The sequence below is a fragment of the Pelovirga sp. genome, assembly GCF_059864205.1.
Window position 1 is genome coordinate 24,208 of record NZ_JCBCBS010000090.1, and the last position, 15,360, is coordinate 39,567.

Sequence of the window (15,360 nt, forward strand, 5' to 3'; positions counted from 1 at the left end):
AGGCGAGTTCCCGGTCAGATGGAGCTCGCCTGTTGTTGTTTGACCGGCTGGACATCCCCAATGGTGTTTATGTGCGCCAGAATATAGTCAGTGGCCTGGCCCATTGCCAGTGGGCGACTGTAGTAATATCCCTGGCCAACCGCGCCACCATGTTTTAACAGATACTCGTGTTGCTGCCGGGTTTCTATTCCTTCGGCAACAAAGCGTAGCTGCAGCCCCTCTGCCATCTTGATCATTGCTGGAATAATGGTATCGGTCGGATTCTCTGCGGAAATTTTCTGGGTAAAGGACTTGTCCAGTTTGAGGGTATGAAGCGGTAAGCGGTCAAGATAGCAGAGGGACGAATACCCGGTGCCGAAATCATCAACCGCAATTTTAACTCCGGCCTCGGCCAGCTCAACGATGTTGGCAACTGTTGTTTTAAGATCCTGAACCAGGACATTCTCTGTCAGCTCCAGTTCGATATCCTGTGGTCTGAGGCGATGGTAATGGATCTGATCCAGCACTTTTGCGGCAAAGTTGTCCATCTGCAGTTGGACCGCAGAAACATTGATCGACACCTGCACAAAGAGGCCTTTGCGGTTCCACTCGTTGATATTCCGGCAGGCGATGTCCATGACGCGCGCACCGATATCAAGAATCAGCGAGGTTTCTTCGGCTGTCTCGATAAACTGGTTAGGCAACATGATCTCGCCCGAAGGCAACTGGATCCTTGCCAGGGCTTCGAGGCTGCTGACCCTCATGGTGTTGAGGTGGAAGAGGGGTTGGTAGTAGACGATCAGTTGGTCGTTTTTCAGCGCCTGTCGGATCAGGTTTTCAGTAAAGACTTTCTGACTGTTTTTGTTCTCCAGTGACCAATTGTAGAAGCCATAGGAGTTGATGGAGCGGTTTTTCAGGTTGCATAACGCCGTGTCGACATTTTTCATCAGGTCTTCACAGCTGTTGCCATGCTCGGGATAGGTTGCAATCCCGATACTGACGCTGATATGGATTTCGTGGCCATTGTCGCGTATCGGCATGGCGGTTTCAGCAACGATACGCTCGGCTCTACGGAGTGCCTCGTTGTGGGCATTGACGGTGGGCAGTAGTAAGGCGAATTCATCGCCACCGATGCGGGCGAGGGTATCAACGGGGGTGCAGCAGCGTCTCAGACGGTCAGCAAAGCGGCGCAGCGTCTTGTCGCCGATCGTCTGGCTGTACGTGTCATTGATGAGTTTGAAGCGGTTGATATCGATCAGTATCAATGCGAAGGTTTCATTCGTGCCCTGGGCGCGCGTGATCATCTGACTTAGCCGCTCATGAAGCAGATTGCGATTGGGCAGACCGGTCAACAGATCGTGATTGTGCTGAAAACGGATGAGTTCTTCTGAACGTTTTTTCTCGGTAATGTCACGGGCCACCCCATAGGTGCCGATAAAATGACGTCCGGCTTTTTTCGTCCGCCCGAGACGGTAACCGCCGGCCAGCTTGCGTTCGATATTCAGGGTGCGGATCTCGGTGTAGACGATGTTGGTCTTTTCTTTTCCCTGAAGTCTTAACTCCACTTTTTCGTCGAATCTCAAGGTCGAGTCAGCCTTGAAGTAGCGGTTCGCCAGATCCAGATCCTCATGATAAACAACCGTACTGTAGTGCCTGCCCAGCAGTTCCTTTCTGGTGAAACCTAAACGATCAATGCTGTTTTTATTCACGAAGTTAAAATTGCCATGTTGATCGAGCATGTAGACAAGGTCAGGTGAATTGTGGACGATGAACTTGTGCAGTGCTTCCGATTCCTGCAGGGTCTCGATCATCGCTTTGTTGTCACGTTCAAGCTGGATTTTTTCACAGACGTTGTTGACGGAAAAAAGAAGTTCTTCGGGAGTGTAGGGTTTGCGGACGAAGTCTTTTGCTCCGGCGTTGAAGACATGAACGGCTTTTCTTATTTCAGATTCACCGCTGACGACAATAACATTGGTCTGCGGATGGTATCTGTTGATGTGCTCCAAAACGGCGAAGCCGTCAACCTGCGGCATGTTCAGATCAAGTAGCGCGATATCGTACTGCCGGCGTGACAACTCTGAAAACGCCTCGCTGCCGGAAGTCACAATCTGTGAGTTGCGCCCATCCAGCTTGAGGATGCTCTGCAGGCTCTGCGCTACCTTGATTTCGTCGTCAATAATCAGAATTAACATATACCATCATTCTCTCCCCCCAGGTATCAGCATGTCGTCATTAGTAGATGGATGTGCAGTGTATCATGCGATCTCACGTGGCAGAAGTATTTTGAACTCGGTGCCGGTTGCCGGACTTGAAAAACACGAGATGCTGCCGCCCATTTCCTTTACCAGTGTATTGACAACGACCAGTCCCAGACCCGAGTGTCCCTCCTTGGTACTGACAACAGGAGTGAACAGGTTCTGTAAAATGGTCGGCGTAATGCCGGGGCCATTATCCTTGACCGTGATCTCAACCAAACGCTGTTGATCCTGAAAAATATTATCCCGGGTGAAAACCTGAATGGTTCCACCGAACTCAAGAACTTCCGCGGCGTTTTTAAGCAGGTTGATCAACACCTGTTTGAGCTTGTCGGCAGAACAGCGAACCGGAGGCAATGTCCTGTCAAGCTGCAGAACCGACTGGATGTGTCCCGACGTGTACAGTGAGTTTTTCAGGATGCGATCAAGCTCGGATATCAGTTCATTAATATTGGTAATATCCTGGCTGCTTATAACGCCTGAGGTATTCTCCCTTGCGTGCAGCAGGATGCGACCAATCCGCTCAATTTCTTCGGAAATGGTGCGCAACTCCTCCTGGGCCGCATCCTCCTGGTGAAGCTTTTTGCCAAGAACATAAAGATAGTTGTTGATAATTGACAAGGGGTTGCTGATTTCATGCACCAGTTGTCTGAATCGGTTTGCTCCCATGCCAAGAGAATTATCCAGGGTTTTGTTGAGAGCAGCGTGGCGCCGGGCGACCTCCTCGCAAAACAAAGATAACAGGGCCTTGTCGGTTGCCGCCAGGGGTGATTTTTCACGGCCCAGCCCCAGGGCTATCACGCCGATTTTTGTATTCTGGTCAATCAGGGGGATCAGGGTGGCTGTTGTGCTGTCAAGCAGGCGGAGTAATTGCCGATCGGCGATAGTGGAACCGTCTGTGGTCAGGGTTTCTTCCCTGCCGGAGTTGAGGGCGGCAATAATTTGACTTTTGTTGTCAGATTCTTCCCAGACCAGATCCTCTAACTGATGCAAGCCAAGATCATTGATCGGAATGACGCAATTTTTTTTCTCATCGTAACGCAGCAGCAGCAGTTGCTGCAAAGGAAAGACCGAGCAGAAGCTGATTCTAACCTGCTTGGCAAAAGTTATCATATCCTTGCTGAGGCCAGGTGCAGCAGCCCGGCTCAGAGCGACCCGGCGAACTGCCTCGCGCAGTTGCGGGGCCGATTTTTTATCCTCGGACAGCAGACCTGATTCCTGCTGTTGGTTGATCAGAGAGGCGGCATCCGGAATACTTAGTGCGGTCAGCATGGCGATACTTTTGTCCAGCGCTTCATGAAGGCAGGTAAGGGCTGTTTCGGAGGTGAGCCCGAGAAGCTCCGTCGCTCTAGCCAGCGCTGTGGGGTTGTCGTCAGGTTTGCGGCTCCCGGTAAAGCGGGCAGCAACGGCGAGAATTTTTATCAGGGTCGGAGCACTGCGTAACTCATCAGTAGGAGCGCGTTGAAATTGGATGGCATCGGCAATAAAGGAATCGAGTTTCCAGCTCTGCGCCAGCAGTGCTCCGAGCTCACAATGATCGATTTGTAGAAGTGCTCTTTCCTGCTCACAGAAACTGTAGGGGGTCTCGTAATAACTGTCCAGCAACTGGAGATAATTGTCACAATCGTTCATCATCAGGATCAGCATGCCGGACTGGTGGAGCAGGCCGGCAAAAAACGCTTCTCCGGGTTTGTGATAGTTAAGCAGGCGGGCCAGCCGTTCGCACAGATTGGCACAACATATGGAGCGCACCCAGATCTGGCGTAACTGGTGATTAAAGGCACTGCTGAACTGGTAAAAAAACTGCTCAATCGCAGAGGTGGTAACAATGGTTTTGAGGTTGTGCATACCCAGCACGATCAAAAAACGGCGCAGATCACTGACATCGTTCCATTGTCGAAAAGCCGGAGTGTTGGCAATGTGCATCACCCTCGACGTCAGCCCGGTATCTTTGCCGATCATCTCGGCGAACTTGTCAAAACCCGCATCTTCCTGATGACAAAGGTTGAGCAGTTCCACCAACAGATGAGGGACCGTGGGGAGGTTGGAGATGTTATAGCTTTTTTTGTCGCTGCAAGTGATATTCATTGCTTCTCTGATGTTCAGTAGATTCGACAATTCTGCTGCCACATGCCGGCAGTTGGGCTGATGGGTAGCCGACTACAACTAATAGATATATCTAATTAACTAAAACAAGGGAAAAAGGCAAGTATTTTAATAAATTCATGTGACTTTATTAGTGAAGATCCTATCATTAAGAAGATCACGTATTTTTTCCGCCATGCTTGTACTGATACGACCCGAACCTTCGGCCAGCTGCACGGTTCTGTTGCCCAGCAGACAATAGAGGTCAAGCAGACCCGTGGTACTGGTTTCCAATGCCTGCAGATGGGCCGTGAGGGTGCCGATATCACCCCGCACAATGGGGCCGGTCAGCCCTTTTTTTGTGCCACAGGTGGCGACATTGTGCAAGGTCGCTTCGAGTAGCGGGAGCAGACAGGTGTCCCCCCGGGCCGGGTCAATGCCGCATTCTTCCAGTAGAGAACCAGCCTCCGCGATCAAGGTGACAAGATAATTGGAGGCCAGGCAGGCGGCGGCATGATAAAGATGTTTCATCTGGGAGCTGATGAACTGGAGTTGTCCCCCCAGGGCATTACAGAGGGTCGCGGCAGCGGAATAAGCGGCCACATCCCCTTCACCGAAATAAGAAACACGGCTCAATCGTTCATACGCCTGCTTTCGGTCGGCAAAAGGGAGCAGCGGATGGAGGGAAAACAGGAACGTTTGCCCTTGTGGTTGACGCATAATGGCGGCCGGGTGAACACCGCTGAAATGAAGCAGGACAGAGTCCGATTGGGCTATCTGCTTGAGGTGAAGTTGGCGTGCAACGGCAGCAATTTGATCATCTGGCACCGCGATCAGAATCAGCTTGGCAGGGGCCGCAGCGTGCAAATCCGTTGTTGCCAGATCCACATCACAGCCGATAAAAGAACAGGCTTCATGCGCTGTGTGTGCGTTGCGACCAATAATGGCGACCGGTTGAAAGCCCTTCTCGAACAGGGCTCTGGCAATGGCCGCACCGACCCGACCGGGGCCGATCAGGGCAAAACGGCTGCTCATGCAACCTCGACGGTGAGTGTGCCGACCTGGTCGATACTTCCCTCGAGGGTATCGCCACTGTTCAGTTTGGCAACGCCGGCCGGGGTTCCGGTAAGAATGATGTCGCCCGGTTCGAGGGTAAAGTAGATGGAGATCTCGGCAATGATTTCTTCAATTGAACGCATCATCTGGGCCGTATTGCCCTGCTGCCGAATCAACCCGTTCACCTTCAGTTGCAACTCAAGGTTGTTAGGGGTAGCCACCTGGTCAGCCGGAACAACGTCAGAAAGAGGGCAGGAGGTGTCAAACCCTTTGGCGATTTCCCAGGGGAGCCCTTTCTCCTTGAGTTGGGTCTGCAGGTCGCGCAGGGTCAGGTCAAGGGCGACAGCATAGCCGGTAACATGGTCAAGAGCATCGGCTGCGGCGATTTTCTTGCCGCTTTTGCCAATCACTACGGCCAGCTCCAATTCATGATGACACTCTTGGGCAAAGTCAGGCAGAATGATCGTGCCGCCATTTTCGAGCAAACTGCTCTGAGGCTTGCAGAAAATCACTGCACGATCCGGTACGGCATTGCCAAGTTCGCGGATGTGATCGAGATAGTTGCGCCCCAGGCCGATGATCTTGCCGGGGTTGAGGGTGATGCCGTTGGTGAATTTAATCTGACGCATGCTGGTGTCCTTGTCGAGTCGGTTAAAAAACTACTGCACTGTGCGAGCTTTGGGTAACGACCAGTTACGGTGGATAGCCAGTACCCGGATCAGAATAACGCTGCCGGCAACCAGCAGCAGATTCAACTGCTCAGGCGCTTCAAGACGCGTCAGAATGACCAGCATAATACCACCAAAAATGCAGGCGGAGGCGTAAATTTCCTGGCGCAGGATCAAAGGGACTTCGTTAGCAAGGATATCGCGGATAACCCCGCCGGCGGTGCCTGTCAGTACGCCCATCAACACGGCACCAAAGGGGCCGGTTTCAAACAGCAGGGCCTTGCTGACGCCAATCACTACAAAGGTACCTAAACCAATGGCATCCAGATACAGCAGTGGTTGCATCAGATTGGGCAGGTGGCGATGCATGACAAAAACCAGTACCGCCGTTGCTGCCGGCACCCAGAAATAGATTTCGTTCTGCAGGCAAAAAGGGGGCAGATCACCAAGGAGCAGATCGCGCAGGGTGCCGCCACCGATGGCCGTGACCATGCCGAGGGAAACAACACCGAACAGATCCATCTCCTTGCGTACACCGACCCAGGCGCCGGAGGCGGCGAAAGCGACGGTGCCGATCATGTCAAGAATAAACAATAGGCTCATGGCCAGAACTTTCTCTGCGTTGAGAATTTGGGCACTGACAACCGCTGTGCCGGTTGCGCCGACTCTGTGTTAGTATATTTGCCTGCCAACCGACAGGATTGCAATGTTTTTTCCTATTGCTGATACTCCCAAGCCGCCTGGTCGCCCCTATGTCACTTGGGGGCTGATGGCAATAAATATTGCTGTTTTTCTTCTCATTTCCTTCCCGGCTACCCGTGCCTCGGTCGATTTGACTGATCCGTTGCTATTGGAATATCTCAGATCACTTGGTTTGTACGGCAGGGTGTCGGCTCAAGAGCTGCTTACGCACCTGAGCGCGCACGATCTGTTGGTGTTCAAATACGGTTTCAGGCCGGCGGCTGCCTCACTGCCGACTCTTTTAAGTTCCCTGTTTCTGCACGGCGGTTTGATGCATCTGGCCGGCAATATGATGTTTCTTTATATTTTTGGGAACAATGTCGAATACCGGCTCGGTCATTGGCGCTATCTGCTGGTTTATCTGGGGTGCGGTGTGGCGGCGACACTTTTTTTCACGCTGTTTTCACTCCGTTCCCACATTCCCCTGATCGGCGCTTCCGGAGCGATCTTCGGTGTGCTGGGGTGTTACTTTCTGTGGTTTCCCAAAAACCGGGTGCGCTGCCTGATCTTTTTGTTTCCTTTTGTGGTAACGACGATTCTTCTGCCGGCCCGATTATTGCTCGGTTTTTATCTGCTGATCGACAATCTGCTGCCGTTTATTGTCAGCGGTACCCAAGGCAGCGGAATTGCCCATGGTGCTCATATCGGCGGTTTTCTTGCGGGCTTAGGTGTTGCCTGGGGGGGGAATCATTACCGCCAGCTGTTTCCCCAACGCCCGGCGTCAGAGTCGCGGCGACGGCATACACCGTTGGAATCTTTGCGCCGCATCTGTCCAGCCATCAATCAGGCGAATCTTGACCAGGCGGTGCACTGTTATTTCAGTTTGAACAGTCGCGAAGAGCGTCAGCAGGTTGCGACCGCAGATTTGCTTGCGGTTGGCAATTATCTGCTGGCCCAGGAACGCAATCAGGAGGCATTGATTCTTTTTCGCCGATTAATTGCCGAACGCCCACGCGATGTTGACCTTGCTCAGGCGTATCTGGGGGGAGGGCAGGCAATGGTAAAAAATCCGCGTTATCTGACCAGCGCTTATCATTATTTTCTCGCGGCGATTGATCTGTCCAGCGATGAGGAATTAATTGCCCGGGCGCGTGCTTATCTGCGCTCGATTGAGGAAGGTGGTCCATTTACCCTGTGATCAGGGGCGTTAGATTGTTGCCGGGTTGAGATTGTTTCTGCCGTTATTTTTGCGCAGGGCCTTTGGCTCCTGTGACAAGGGTGTTTGTCGCCATGGACGGCGACAATAAGCGGTCATGGATGACCCAACGGGAAACAATCGCGTCCCTTGACATAGGATCCGAAGATCCGGTGCTGAACAGTTACCAAAAATCAACCGTCCATCCCGCTGATATGCCACGATGGACGGCCTCAAATTTATATCAACCAGTACCCTGTAACTCAAGAAATGTCGCAAGATGCGATAGATTATGGTTTACAGGGTGCTAGCTGCGTTGAAACGTATCGCGAGCAAAGGAGTAGCTGAAATTCATGTGATCTGTGTAGGTGTCTTCGAGTATGGCAACGACGTCCTCGGTAAAAACCAGCTCTTCGTCGGTCGGGATAACAAACACCTTGATCGGTGAGTCGGGGGTGGAAATCATCGTTTCACGCTTGCGGGTCATGGTGTTGCGATTTGTTTCACGGTCAAGTGTGATCCCCATGTGTTCCAGGTTCTCCAGGGCTTTTTCGCGGATCAGCCATCCCATCTCACCGACACCGGCGGTAAAGACAATGGCATCAAGGCGACCGAGGGCAGCACAATAGGAACCAATATATTTTTTCAGCCGATAAGATTCGATCTCAAGAGCGAGGCGACAACGCTCGTTGCCGGCTTCGGCGGCCTCGATCACATCGCGACGATCGGTAAACTCGCCGGTGATACCAAGGATTCCCGATTTTTTATTGAGAACACTATCAATCTCTTTAGGGGTCAGTCCCTCGCGCTCCATGATAAAGGCCGGAATCGCCGGATCAATGTCGCCACAGCGGGTTCCCATCACCGCCCCCTCAAGGGGAGTCAGCCCCATGGAGGTGTCCACCGACACGCCATTTTTGATGGCGCTATGGGAAACGCCATTGCCGATGTGCATGGTGATGATGTTGCATTGCTCCGGCTTTTTGCCGAGCAGGACAGCCGCACGTTTGGATACATAGAGGTGGCTGGTGCCATGAAAGCCGTAGCGCCGAACGCCGTGCTTGGTGTACCACTCGTGAGGCACCGGATAGGTATAGGCATGTTCCGGCATGGTCTGATGGAAGGCGGTGTCAAAAATGGCAATATGCGGGACATCAGGAAGAACCGCCTGGGCCGCTTCAATGCCGGAAATGTTTGGTGGATTGTGCAATGGAGCAAGGTGTTGAACCTCCTTGATAGCATCCAGTACGTTCTCGTCGATGCGCACCGAGCAGGTGAATTGTTCACCACCATGAACCACCCGATGGCCGACAGCAGATATCTGGTTCATGTTGGTAACAACGCCGTGCTCCTTGCCGCTGAGGGTTTTAACAATCAGATGAACAGCGGTTTTATGATCGGGACACTCGTACTCTTCACGGTAGGTGTCGCGCCCTGGTACTTCGTGGATAATGTAAGAATCGCCGATGGTAACGCGCTCGACCATCCCCTTGGCAATGACTTCCTTGCGTTTCCAGTCAAACAACTGGTACTTTACCGACGAGCTTCCGCAGTTCAAAGCCAGAATGTCCATGTTGCAATCTCCTTTATAATCAATGTAGAAAATGGATCGGTGACCCTCACGATCGTCCGATAATCATGGTGGGGTTGCCGGCGACAGCCACTTAAACATAACAGAACACTGGTCCAATTGCGCGTACAGGCTAGCGCGATTAGCTCATTTTTCGCAAGTGTTTTTCAGGTCTGGACAGGGAGGTTGAGATCGGGTAAAGTGCCACCTGTTGCGAGGGTATAACCGTGCCTGGTGATACCAGAACTTAATTTTTCAGGAGGAAAAATCATGGCTCATGTAATCTCTGACGAATGTATTGCTTGTGGCGCTTGCCAATCAACCTGCCCTGTCGACGCGATTGCCGAAGGCGACATCTACTCCATCGATGCGGAAACCTGCACCGATTGTGGCGCTTGCGTTGACTCCTGTCCGGTGGATGCGATCAGCGGGGTCTGATCCTTTCCATACCGAATGAGGTGAAAGCGGTGGCTGTTATTTAACGGTCGCCGCTTTTTTTTGCGCTGTCGAACTGGTGGAAAAAAAGCAGGGCGGGCGGCGTAAATTTAGCGCTCAGGCGGGCGGGAAGTGGTGACATTGACGCTGAACTCGGCAATGTTTTCCGGCAGATCCCTAAAGACAATATCAAAAGGAATACTTCTGCGCGGGTCGACCTTCATGTTGCTTAAGTCTTTGCCAAACTGGTTCCCCATCATCTGCTCCAGTTCCTCAAAATGAAGGGTGCGCAGTTGTTCATCGCTGATCGGGTTGCCGCAGAAGACGGTTTTTTGGGTCAGCGGTTTGCCGAGCTGATCGTACAATACCCCCTTGACCTGGATGGCGGAACGAGGCTGGTTGAAATTATTGATCGCCTCACCACGAATCAGGAAAATCTCGCCGACATGTTCATTTCTCAAAAACCGTCCTTCCAGTGTCCCCAGAGAAATCTGGTTAATGCCGTTTGACTCTTCGGTCGTCTGACCAAAAAATTGCTTCAGCTTTTCATTGACGGCTTCCGGTCCGTCCACATAGATATAGACTCCACCGCCGATCAGCGCCGCCAGAATGATCAGGAGCATGGCCTTGATCAGAATCGAAAAAACCGAGCTGCCGGGAGCTGCCGTGGTTTTATTCTTTGTTGCGGAAGCGGCGTACAGTTCCCTGGCTTCTGCCTGCTCCACAGGGGTATCAAGCGGCTTTTTTCCAGATTCGGGAACAGGTTCAGTGTCTGCTGCTGGAGGGGGCGCCAGCTCTTCATCGTTGCCAAAAGTAAAGTCTTCAGCGGTTGCGTCGCTGCTATCGAGTTCGCGGAAGCGGTCGTAGTCGAATTCGCTGTCATTGGTTTCAATATCACTGAAGTCCGTCGGATCGTCAGGAATGACGAACTGGTCGCGAGAAAAAGTGTCTATTTTTTCATGTGCCGGTGGCTCAGCTTCGCTATTCGCGCCCGATTCCGGGGAAAAACCCTCCCGGGCTTCTTCTTTTTGCGCCGCTGTTGATGCTTCTGAGCCTGTTTCTGCGGCTACCGCTTTGTACACCATGAAAACGTGCCGACAGCGGGCACAGCGTAGCTTTGCCCCGGCATCCGGGATGCGTTCAGCGGCGACCTTGAAACGGGTGGAACATTCAGGGCAGGTGATAACCATATGCGACCTCCTGTTGGAGCTTATCCATGAGTATTTCAGCACATCAATCGGCGGCCATGTCGGCTGATGCGCAGAATGCTGTCAGGTGTTGTTAACCAGATAGATGTCTGGCAGGTTACGATAGCGTTCGTCGTGGTCAAGGCCGTAGCCGATGATGAAGCCATCATCCATGGTGATACCGACATAGTCGGCCTCAATATCAACTTCGCGGCGTTTACGCTTGTCAATCAAGGTACAGATTTTAAGCGATTGCGGTTCCTGGAGTAATAATTTGTGGTAGAGGCATTCCAGGGTGTAACCGCTGTCGACAATATCTTCGATAATGATCACATGGCGGCCGCGAATGGGCATTTCCAGCCCTTTACGAAACTCGATGATGCCTGATGTGCTGGTTTCTGAGCCGTAGCTCGCCAACCGGACGAAATCAACAACGGTCGGAACCTTGATCGCCCGAATCAGGTCGGCAATAAAAATAAAAGAACCCTTCAGAACACCAATCAGCATAACCTCCTGATCGGCAAAATCGTGGGAAATTTCGGCGCCTAAACGCTCGACTTCGACGGCGATACGTTCTCGTGAATAGAGGATGCTTTGCTCTTTTTCCGTTATTGACATTGCTGCTCCCTGATCAAAAATAATAGGAGCAACCTATAGCAGGAAGAAATAACTCCTGTCAATTGAAAGGGCATTGCCCAACGATTCTTTAAAGTTGTAAAAACACCTTGTATTCATTGAGATTTTCTGCTTTAGCGGGGGTGGTTTGAGGAATTGTCGGGTTTGTTGTTCGTATGAAATGAGCCTCTTGCAACAGAAGGAGCGACAAGAGTGCTTTAATGGGATAAAAAAAGTATTTAAAAAAAGCTCATCCATTATTATCTTGACGTAACCATTGTGTTATAGTCCCCCTCATATTTTTTCTATGGTCAGAATTTACCGCGTTGTGGCGATTTCCGACGCAGTCTGTATAACCATCATCAAGGAGTTCCTATGAGCGAAGCCCCTGCCTCCCCTAATGAGAGAAGAACGTTTCTGGGTATTATCCTGGCGGCTATTGGTGCCTTTGCCGCCGGCGCTTTTGGCTGGTCGCTGTTCCGTTTTCTTTCGCCTGTTGATCGTGGCGGTGAGGACAACCAGGTGCGCGTTACCCGCGATCTGGTGGCGATTGGCGGTGCCCATTTCTTTGCTTTCCAGGGGCGGCCGGCGGTTGTATTGCAACCACGGGCCGGAGAGTTTGTCGCTTTGAGTGCGGTCTGTACCCACTTGGGTTGCATTGTTAAATGGATTGATGAGTCGCAGGAATTTCTCTGCCCCTGCCATGCCGGTCGCTTTGCCCCTTCCGGCCAGGTTCTCGGTGGACCACCGCCACGCGCCCTGGATACCTATCCGGTAATCCTTGACGGCGACGACATTCTGATCGGTTAAGGAGGTAGACAATGAATCCTGCTAAAGAAGCAATTGACTGGTTGGATCGGCGCCTGGGCGTTCGTGAATTAATGCACAAGAACCTTGGCGGCTATTTACTGCCGCGCAATATCAATATCTGGTACACCCTGGGGGCGGTGCTGCTGGCGATGTTTGGCTTACAGTTTCTTACCGGAACCCTGCTGCTGGTTTACTATGTGCCCGATACAGAAAAGGCTTTTACCAGTGTCACCATGATCATGAACGAGATCCCCTATGGCTGGCTGATCCGTTATCTGCATGTGGTCGGCTCCAATCTGATTATTGTCTTTATGTTGGCGCACATGCTCTCGGTTCTTTTCATGGGCAGTTACAAGCGCCCACGTGAGTTAACCTGGATCTCGGGTTTTATTCTGTTTAATCTGGGACTGGTATTCTGTCTGACCGGTTATCTGCTTCCCTGGAGTCAGCTGTCTTTCTGGGCAACAACTGTAGCTACCGATGCTGCCGGTGCCATACCGATTATTGGGGATCAACTGGTCGCATTCATGCGTGGCGGGCCCACCGTCAATGAAGCTACCCTTGGGCGCTTTTTTGCGCTGCATGTCATGGGGCTGCCCTTGGCGTTTTTAGCCCTGGTCGGTTTTCATCTGTTTTGTGTCCGCCGCGTTGGTATCTCCAAGCCACCTTTTGGTGATGACTATCGCACGACCGATATGCCCTTGAGCTTCCATCACGAAGAGCATCATGATGGCGTGCCGTTTCATCCCAATTACACCATTAAAGATACAGCCATGGTCTTTTTTGCTCTGGCGCTGCTGGTGGCTATCACTTTCTTCGCGCCAGGGCTCTTTATTCCGCCGGATGCGCTGGAACCTGCCGACCCATTCTTTACCCCTCCAAATATCAAGCCGGAGTGGTACTTCCTGTGGGCTTATCAGGCGCTGAAAATATTCCCCAATGAGCTTCTTGGTCTAGCCTCCCAGGGGGTGGCTATGGGTTTTCTCGCCATGTTACCGTTTTTTGACCGGGGGCTGGAGCGGCGACCGGCTCACCGACCCTTGTTTGTCACCCTTTACCTGCTGGGGATTCTGGTGTTTGTCGGCTTGTCACTGTGGGGGCATTACTCATGAAAAAAACATTTCTGACCAATCTGTTGTTCCTTCTTGCCATTCTCTTACTGACTGGCTCCAGCGCTTCTGCTGAAACCACCAGTGTCTGCATCGATTGCCATAGTGGGCTTTCCGGCCAATTGGGTGAAATTCCGACAGCAGAGTGGCATACCAGTATCCATGCGCGCCATCGGGTTTCCTGTCATGATTGCCATGGTGGCGACCCCACCGATTATGTCAATGCCATGACTGCCGAACGCGGCTTCATCGGTGTGCCGGAATATGCCGCGGTGCCGGCTTTTTGTGGTCGTTGCCATGTCGGGGTCGAAGAGGACTATCGCGAAAGTCTGCACGGTCAGGTGGTTGAATTTGGTGGTCCCAACTGCGTCACCTGCCATGAAAATCATGCGGTGCAGGTGGCTACCATCGACCTGATCAACGAGGTCAGCTGTTCGCGTTGCCATAGTTACGATAAACCGGCGTTGATCAAAGAGGAGATCAGTACTACCGAGGGGGTGCTCAGTCGTCTGGAATCTTCCGTCGCTTCTTTGTATCGGGTCGGGTTCGATATCGGCCGCCTGCAGGATGACCTGTTTTCGACTCGTAACAACTTCCGGCGCCTGTTTCATAGTGTCGATATCGAAAAAATCCGTGCCGAAACAGCTGGTTTTGATGCCGCACTGGAAGAAACCAAGGCAACCATTGACGAGCTGGAAAAAACCCTTGGCCGGCGCAAGATCGCCGGCGGTGCGCTGGTGCTGTTGTTGATCCTGGGGGGATGTGTCGCGTTGCTGATCCGACGCACCTATGAGGATCACAAATAGGAAGGTCAGTTATATGAGAGAAAAAAAGCGGGAATCATCGTCAAGGTGGTTGCCGCTTTTTTCATATAAACCAAACATCGCTCTTGCACAATTCCAACACTTAATCGGCATCCTGGTAACAGCCCTTTGTAGATTCCAAAAGGAGATTGCCCTATGTCGGTTGCTGTTAGCCCAAATGAAAGATCCCATCAGTTGGGTGTCACCTGCCCGCTTTACTGCGAACGGTCAAGCTGCTGTCAACGTCCTGCAACGGTGACACTGATGTGGCAACTATTGTGTCAAACCGATGACCACGATGCCTGTCCGTTGTACCTCAGTTATCTGTTGCGCCGCACGCGTATGGTGCGCTGTGACAACGACTGGTTAGACTGCTGTTAACTTTAATCGTCGTCAAGATTGCGCTGGATCCGGCGTCCGATATATAGGCCGATAGAAGCGCCTATTACTGCGGCAAAATAGGCTGTCATTAGTCCCCATGGGCTGCCAGCCAGCCAGCCAAGCCAGCCGCCGACAAGCACAGCTATAACAACTACCAGCAGCTTGATGATCATTTAGACAATGCTCCTGCTCCGGCAGGTTCGGCAGTTGTTGCCCATTCGTCGGAGATCCGCGCTCCAAAAAAAAAGTTTATTGCTCTATTATATGGTGAAGAAGGGTTCCATACCAAGGTTTTTGGCGATCTTTCCGGTTGCATTCAGGCTGCGGATGACGTATAAACGTGCCCCATGCGCCCGTAGCTCAGCTGGATAGAGCGCTGCCCTCCGGAGGCAGAGGTCAGAGGTTCGAATCCTCTCGGGCGCGCCAATAAAATCAATGGGTTAGCGGATTTAGCTGACCCTTTTTTTGTGTCTGTGCCCATCCTGTGCCCAACTCGTGCCCATCCACTTGTGGTTTTGACCCTTACCCTCG

14 protein-coding genes and 1 tRNA gene are annotated in these 15,360 nt (G+C 52.1%); 6 read left to right on the forward strand and 9 right to left on the reverse strand.

Going from position 1 to position 15,360, the window contains the following annotated elements:
• Positions 1-14: 14 nt before the first annotated feature.
• The 5 genes from AC6F7T_RS06210 to AC6F7T_RS06230 form a co-directional block, all read right to left on the reverse strand.
• Positions 15-2,171, reverse strand: a complete 2,157-nt coding sequence (locus AC6F7T_RS06210; protein ID WP_500717133.1) for an EAL domain-containing protein — start codon at positions 2,169-2,171, stop codon at positions 15-17.
• Positions 2,172-2,234: 63 nt separating this feature from the next.
• The gene (locus AC6F7T_RS06215; protein ID WP_500717134.1) at positions 2,235-4,322 is read right to left on the reverse strand and encodes an HDOD domain-containing protein; all 2,088 of its coding nucleotides are present in this window, start codon (positions 4,320-4,322) and stop codon (positions 2,235-2,237) included.
• A gap of 135 nt (positions 4,323-4,457) precedes the next feature.
• Positions 4,458-5,354 carry a DUF2520 domain-containing protein gene (locus tag AC6F7T_RS06220; protein WP_500717135.1) on the reverse strand — a complete coding sequence of 299 codons (897 nt, stop codon included), beginning with the start codon at positions 5,352-5,354 and terminating at the stop codon, positions 4,458-4,460.
• On the reverse strand, positions 5,351-6,004 hold the full coding sequence (locus AC6F7T_RS06225) for a fumarylacetoacetate hydrolase family protein (RefSeq protein WP_500717136.1): 654 nt from the start codon (positions 6,002-6,004) through the stop codon (positions 5,351-5,353). Before AC6F7T_RS06225 ends, AC6F7T_RS06220 begins: the two co-directional genes overlap by 4 nt.
• Positions 6,005-6,034: 30 nt before the next feature.
• The gene (locus AC6F7T_RS06230) at positions 6,035-6,646 is read right to left on the reverse strand and encodes a TRIC cation channel family protein (RefSeq protein ID WP_500717137.1); all 612 of its coding nucleotides are present in this window, start codon (positions 6,644-6,646) and stop codon (positions 6,035-6,037) included.
• Between the two features lie 103 nt (positions 6,647-6,749).
• On the opposite strand from AC6F7T_RS06230, the gene AC6F7T_RS06235 reads away from it, so the two are divergent.
• Complete coding sequence (locus AC6F7T_RS06235; RefSeq protein ID WP_500717138.1) at positions 6,750-7,922, forward strand: rhomboid family intramembrane serine protease; 1,173 nt, start codon at positions 6,750-6,752, stop codon at positions 7,920-7,922.
• A gap of 304 nt (positions 7,923-8,226) precedes the next feature.
• Here the strand turns inward: AC6F7T_RS06235 and AC6F7T_RS06240 are convergent, their stop codons facing one another.
• Positions 8,227-9,492, reverse strand: coding sequence for an acetate/propionate family kinase (locus AC6F7T_RS06240; protein WP_500717139.1), 1,266 nt, complete (start codon positions 9,490-9,492; stop codon positions 8,227-8,229).
• A gap of 267 nt (positions 9,493-9,759) precedes the next feature.
• Here AC6F7T_RS06240 and fdxA point away from each other — a divergent pair, with 267 nt between their 5' ends.
• Complete coding sequence (fdxA, locus tag AC6F7T_RS06245) at positions 9,760-9,927, forward strand: 4Fe-4S ferredoxin (RefSeq protein WP_500717140.1); 168 nt, start codon at positions 9,760-9,762, stop codon at positions 9,925-9,927.
• A gap of 107 nt (positions 9,928-10,034) precedes the next feature.
• Here fdxA and AC6F7T_RS06250 read toward each other — a convergent pair whose 3' ends face one another.
• Positions 10,035-11,114: a DUF3426 domain-containing protein gene (locus AC6F7T_RS06250; protein WP_500717141.1), complete on the reverse strand. Its 1,080-nt coding sequence runs from the start codon at positions 11,112-11,114 to the stop codon at positions 10,035-10,037.
• Positions 11,115-11,195: 81 nt separating this feature from the next.
• Positions 11,196-11,729 (reverse strand): hypoxanthine phosphoribosyltransferase, encoded by a 534-nt coding sequence (gene hpt, locus AC6F7T_RS06255; RefSeq protein WP_500717142.1) that lies wholly within the window; start codon positions 11,727-11,729, stop codon positions 11,196-11,198.
• Between the two features lie 372 nt (positions 11,730-12,101).
• Here hpt and AC6F7T_RS06260 point away from each other — a divergent pair, with 372 nt between their 5' ends.
• The 3 genes from AC6F7T_RS06260 to AC6F7T_RS06270 are packed head-to-tail and all read left to right on the forward strand — an operon-like array spanning position 12,102 to position 14,451.
• Positions 12,102-12,536: a Rieske 2Fe-2S domain-containing protein gene (locus AC6F7T_RS06260; RefSeq protein ID WP_500717143.1), complete on the forward strand. Its 435-nt coding sequence runs from the start codon at positions 12,102-12,104 to the stop codon at positions 12,534-12,536.
• An 11-nt stretch (positions 12,537-12,547) separates the two neighbouring features.
• On the forward strand, positions 12,548-13,648 hold the full coding sequence (locus AC6F7T_RS06265) for a cytochrome b N-terminal domain-containing protein (RefSeq protein ID WP_500717144.1): 1,101 nt from the start codon (positions 12,548-12,550) through the stop codon (positions 13,646-13,648).
• A complete protein-coding gene (locus AC6F7T_RS06270; protein WP_500717145.1) occupies positions 13,645-14,451 on the forward strand; it encodes a cytochrome c3 family protein in 807 nt (268 codons plus the stop codon). Before AC6F7T_RS06265 ends, AC6F7T_RS06270 begins: the two co-directional genes overlap by 4 nt.
• A gap of 380 nt (positions 14,452-14,831) precedes the next feature.
• On the opposite strand, the gene AC6F7T_RS06275 is transcribed toward AC6F7T_RS06270, so the two are convergent.
• On the reverse strand, positions 14,832-15,002 hold the full coding sequence (locus tag AC6F7T_RS06275; RefSeq protein WP_500717146.1) for a hypothetical protein: 171 nt from the start codon (positions 15,000-15,002) through the stop codon (positions 14,832-14,834).
• 176 nt (positions 15,003-15,178) lie between these two features.
• On the opposite strand from AC6F7T_RS06275, the gene AC6F7T_RS06280 reads away from it, so the two are divergent.
• Positions 15,179-15,255 (forward strand) — tRNA-Arg (locus AC6F7T_RS06280).
• The last annotated feature ends 105 nt before the right edge of the window (positions 15,256-15,360 follow it).